General features: G+C 72.8%; 4 protein-coding genes. 3 read left to right on the top strand and 1 reads right to left on the bottom strand.

All coding sequences use genetic code 11. The annotated features are described in order from the left end of the window. Nucleotides 1-464 precede the first annotated feature (464 nt). A complete protein-coding gene (locus ACFVGO_RS32890) occupies nucleotides 465-1,508 on the top strand; it encodes an NAD(P)-dependent alcohol dehydrogenase (RefSeq protein WP_380635747.1) in 1,044 nt (347 codons plus the stop codon). Nucleotides 1,509-1,572: 64 nt separating this feature from the next. Continuing rightward, complete coding sequence (locus ACFVGO_RS32885; RefSeq protein ID WP_380635745.1) at nucleotides 1,573-2,478, top strand: NAD(P)H-binding protein; 906 nt, start codon at nucleotides 1,573-1,575, stop codon at nucleotides 2,476-2,478. Between the two features lie 60 nt (nucleotides 2,479-2,538). Here ACFVGO_RS32885 and ACFVGO_RS32880 read toward each other — a convergent pair whose 3' ends face one another. After that, nucleotides 2,539-3,456, bottom strand: coding sequence for an SMP-30/gluconolactonase/LRE family protein (locus ACFVGO_RS32880; protein ID WP_359906857.1), 918 nt, complete (start codon nucleotides 3,454-3,456; stop codon nucleotides 2,539-2,541). A gap of 76 nt (nucleotides 3,457-3,532) precedes the next feature. Between ACFVGO_RS32880 and ACFVGO_RS32875 the strand changes: the two genes are divergently transcribed. Further along, entirely contained in the window at nucleotides 3,533-4,039 is a 507-nt protein-coding gene (locus tag ACFVGO_RS32875; RefSeq protein ID WP_380635743.1) for an Lrp/AsnC family transcriptional regulator, read from the top strand. Nucleotides 4,040-4,095: the final 56 nt, after the last annotated feature.

Raw genomic sequence — 4,095 nt, 5'->3', positions numbered from 1 at the left:
CCCCTCCCTTCCCCGAGGGGGGGGTTGTTATCTTTGGGCGGCGGGGCGCTCCCGTCCCCCGCCCCCGGGACGGGCGCGGGCGCCACGGGGGTGCCCTCCGGGCTTCCCGCCGCGGCGCCCGCCACCAGGCCGGGAATGCGGTGCAGGCGGAGCGCGAACACTTCGGTGGGCCAGTCGACCAACATGGCGAAAACCTTCTCGTCAAAGAAACATGACAGGACGTCACATCATGATCACCCACTCGGGTGCGGTCGCGCCAGGCGCCTCCCGGCCTGCCCGACCGTGCGTCCCGGGGCCGGCTCCGCCGCTCCCCGGCCGGGCCGGCAGAGCGGCGCACCGTCCTCGTGGGTACCGTGGACGTGCTGGTCGACCGACCCGCCCGGCTCACCCGACCCGTCCGGCCCGGCCGACCCGGCCCGATCCGACCATCGCGGTTCCGTCCGCAGAAGGGGGAACGAACTCCCATGACCACCACCGTCGCCGCCTACGCCGCACCGGGCCCCAAGGCCCCGCTGGAACGCACCACCATCGAGCGCCGTGCGGTCGGCGAGCACGACCTGCTGATCGACATCGCCTTCGTCGGCATCTGCCACTCCGACATCCACCAGGCCCGCGAGGGCTGGGGCGAGGCGGTCTTCCCCATGGTGCCCGGGCACGAGATCGCGGGCGTCGTCACCGGGGCCGGCCCCGGCGTCACCAGGTTCCGGGTCGGCGACCGGGTCGGCGTCGGCTGCATGGTCGACTCCTGCCGCACCTGCGACAACTGCCGGGCCGGCCTGGAGCAGTACTGCGACGACGGCCCGGTGTGGACCTACAACGCCGTCGGCAAGGACGGCCGGCCCACGTACGGCGGCTACGCGAAGAACGTGGTCGTCGACGAGAACTACGTGGTGCGCATCCCGGACGCGCTGCCGCTGGACAAGGCCGCCCCGCTGCTGTGCGCGGGCATCACCACCTACTCCCCGCTGCGGCACTGGAACGCCGGGCCCGGCACGCGGGTCGCCGTCGTCGGCCTCGGCGGGCTCGGCCACATGGGCGTGCAGATCGCCCACGCGCTCGGGGCCGAGGTCACCGTGCTGTCCCAGTCCCTGCGCAAGAAGGACGACGGCCTGCGGCTGGGCGCCGACCACTACCACGCCACCAGCGACCCGGCGACCTTCCAGAAGCTCGCGGGCACCTTCGACCTCGTCCTCAACACCGTCTCCGCCCCGCTCGACTTCGCCGCCTACTTCTCCCTGCTGCGCACCGACGGGGCCATGGTCAACGTCGGCCTGCCGGAGGAGCCCGTGGAGGTCGACCTCCGGCGGCTGGCCGGCAAGCGCCGCAGCATGAGCTCCTCGGGCATCGGCGGGATCGCCGAGACCCAGGAGATGCTGGACTTCTGCGCCGAGCACGGCGTGGCGGCCGAGATCGAGCTGATCGGCGCCGACCGGATCAACGACGCCTACGAGCGCGTCCTCGCCAGCGACGTCCGCTACCGCTTCGTCATCGACACCGCCACCATCTGACGACCGGCCGGGCCGGGCCGCACCGGGCCCGCGCCGCGCCGGGCCGAACACTTCGGAGGAGACCGTGCAACCGATCCTGGTGACCGGGGCCGCCGGCCGCGTCGGGGGCGTCGGGCGGTCCGTGGTCGAGGACCTGCGGCGGCGGGGCCTGCCGGTCCGCGCCCTGGTGCACCGCGAGGACGAGCGCGCGCGGGCCCTGCGGGCGACCGGCGCCGAGGTCGTCGTCGGGGACCTGACCCGCACGGACGACGTCCTCGCGGCCCTGGCCGGCTGCCGCCGGACGTACTTCGGCATGGGCGTCTCCGACCAGTACCTGGAGGCCGCCCTCACGGCGGCGGCCGTGGCCCGGGAGGCGGGGCGGCTGGAGGTGTTCGTGAACATGTCCCAGCTGACCGTCTCCGAGCTGGGACTCTCCGCCGCCGGCGAGTCCCACCAGCACCGGCAGCAGTGGCTGGTCGAGCAGGTGCTGAGCTGGTCGGGCCTGCCCGTCGTCGAGGTCCGGCCCACCGTGTTCCTGGAGAACCCGCTCTTCCGGGCCGGACTGGCCTCGATCGCCAGGGGCGGCACCGTCAGGCTGCCGTTGGGGCGGGCCAGGACCTCCCCCGTGGCGGCCGCGGACGTCGCCGCGGTCGTCGCGGAGGTCCTGGCCGACCCGGCCCCGCACCTCGGCCGGGTCTACGAGCTGACCGGCCCGCGCTCCCAGGACGGCCCGGCCATCGCCGCGGAGGCCTCCGAAGCCCTCGGCCGGCCCGTCCGCTACGTCGACGTCCCGCTGCGGGAGTGGATCGACCACGACCTCGCACCGCTGGAGCTGCCGGAACACGTCCTCCAGCACATCTCCACCATGGCCCGCCTCCACGCCGAGAACCGCTACGACCGCCGGACCGACGGCGTCCAGCAGGTCACCGGCCGCCCCGCCACCGGCGTGGGCGACTTCGTCCGGCGGAACGCCGGCCTGTTCACCGGCTGACCACTGGGGCCGCAGCGGGCCGGCGCTCCCCCGCCGCGAGCGGCCGGGCCGGCGTGTCTCTTACTGGAAGGAGACGCGGTGGGTGCCCGTCATGGACGTCACCAGGGAGTACAGCGAGGTGGTGGCGGTGATGAACAGCCGGTTCCGCTTCGGGCCGCCGAAGGTGAGGTTCGAGACCGGCTCGGGAACACGGATGCGGCCGAGGAGGGTGGCGTCGGGGGCGTAGCAGTGGACGCCGTCGTCGAAGGCCGCCGCCCAGAGCCGGCCGTCGCGGTCGAAGCGGATGTTGTCGAAGCGGCAGCCGACGCCCTTGACGAAGATCCGGTCGCCGGTGAGGGTTCCGTCCTCCCGGATGTCGAAGACCCGGATGTGCCCGGCCCGGCTGTCGTTGACGTAGAGCTGCCGCTCGTCCGGTGACAGGACCAGTCCGTTGGGCCCGTCGAAACCGTCGGCCGCCAGCCGGACCTCGCCGCTGTGCGGGTCGATCCGGTAGACGTCGCGGGCGCCGATCTCGGATTCGGCCCGGTGGCCCTCGTAGTCCGAGGTGATGCCGAAGTCCGGGTCGGAGAACCAGATCGCGCCGTCCGAGCGGACCACCGCGTCGTTGGGCGAGTTGAGCCGCTTGCCCCGGTAGCGGTCGGCGAGGACGGTGATCCGGCCGTCGTGCTCGGTGCGGGTCACCCGGCGGTCGCCCTGCTCGCAGCTGATCAGCCGGCCCTCGCGGTCGAGGGTGTTGCCGTTGGGGTGCCCGGCCGGGGAGCGGAAGACGCCGACCGTGCCGGTGGCCTCGTCCCAGCGCAGCAGCCGGTCGTTGGGGATGTCACTCCAGATCACCTGGCGCCAGGCGGGCAGGTAGAGCGGGCCCTCGGCCCAGCGGCAGTCGCCGTACAGCTTCTCCAGCCGGCTGTCGCCGTTGGTGCAGCGGCGGAACCGCTCGTCCAGGATCTCGTACAGCTCGGACCCGATGGAGCCGGACATCATTCACCCCGTGTCGCCTAGTACCGAATACCGTCCCGATAATTGGGAGTATGCCAGAACACGGTATGGTCCCACCATGACCATCGATCATCTCGACGACACCGACCGGGCGTTGCTCGCCCTGCTGCAACAGGACGCCGGACAGGCGTACGCGGCGCTGGGCAGGGCCGTGGGCCTCTCCACGGCGGCGGCGCACGAGCGGGTGCGCAAGCTGCGCGAGCGCGGCGTGATCCGCCGCACCACGGTGGAGCTGGACCCCAGGAGCCTCGGGCTCGGGGTGCTCTCCTTCGTGATGGTGGATTCCACGGCCTGGATGGGGGACTCGGCGCCGGCTTTCACCGCGATACCCGAGATCGAGGAGGCGCACATCATCGCGGGCAGCGCCTCGGTGCTGGTCAAGGTGCGGACGGCGACCCCCGAACAGCTTCAGGACGTGCTGCGGCGGCTCTACGCGATCGACGGCGTGAGCGGCACCCAGGCGACCGTCGTCCTGGAGACCTTCTTCGAACGGCCCCCCGCGCCCGAGGGCTTCGACGGCCCGGGGTCCCGAGTTCCAGGCCGGTGCGGGGTTTATTTGTGGTAGAGGGGCCCCCCAAGGGGGGTTTCTTGGGGCGGGAGGCCGGATGGAGAGCCTGTGGG

Origin of the sequence: Kitasatospora sp. NPDC057738 (assembly GCF_042798815.1) — a bacterium.
Taxonomy (GTDB): Bacteria; Actinomycetota; Actinomycetes; order Streptomycetales; family Streptomycetaceae; genus Kitasatospora; species Kitasatospora lactacystinica.
This window is presented reverse-complemented; position numbering and strand designations above follow the sequence as displayed.

What these genes read in the sequence shown, in the direction of transcription:
- ACFVGO_RS32875 (WP_380635743.1), top strand. Translation starts at nt 3,533, where the DNA reads ATGACCATCGATCATCTCGACGACACCGACCGGGCGTTGCTCGCCCTG.
- ACFVGO_RS32880 (WP_359906857.1), bottom strand. Translation starts at nt 3,456, where the DNA reads ATGTCCGGCTCCATCGGGTCCGAGCTGTACGAGATCCTGGACGAGCGG.
- ACFVGO_RS32890 (WP_380635747.1), top strand. Translation starts at nt 465, where the DNA reads ATGACCACCACCGTCGCCGCCTACGCCGCACCGGGCCCCAAGGCCCCG.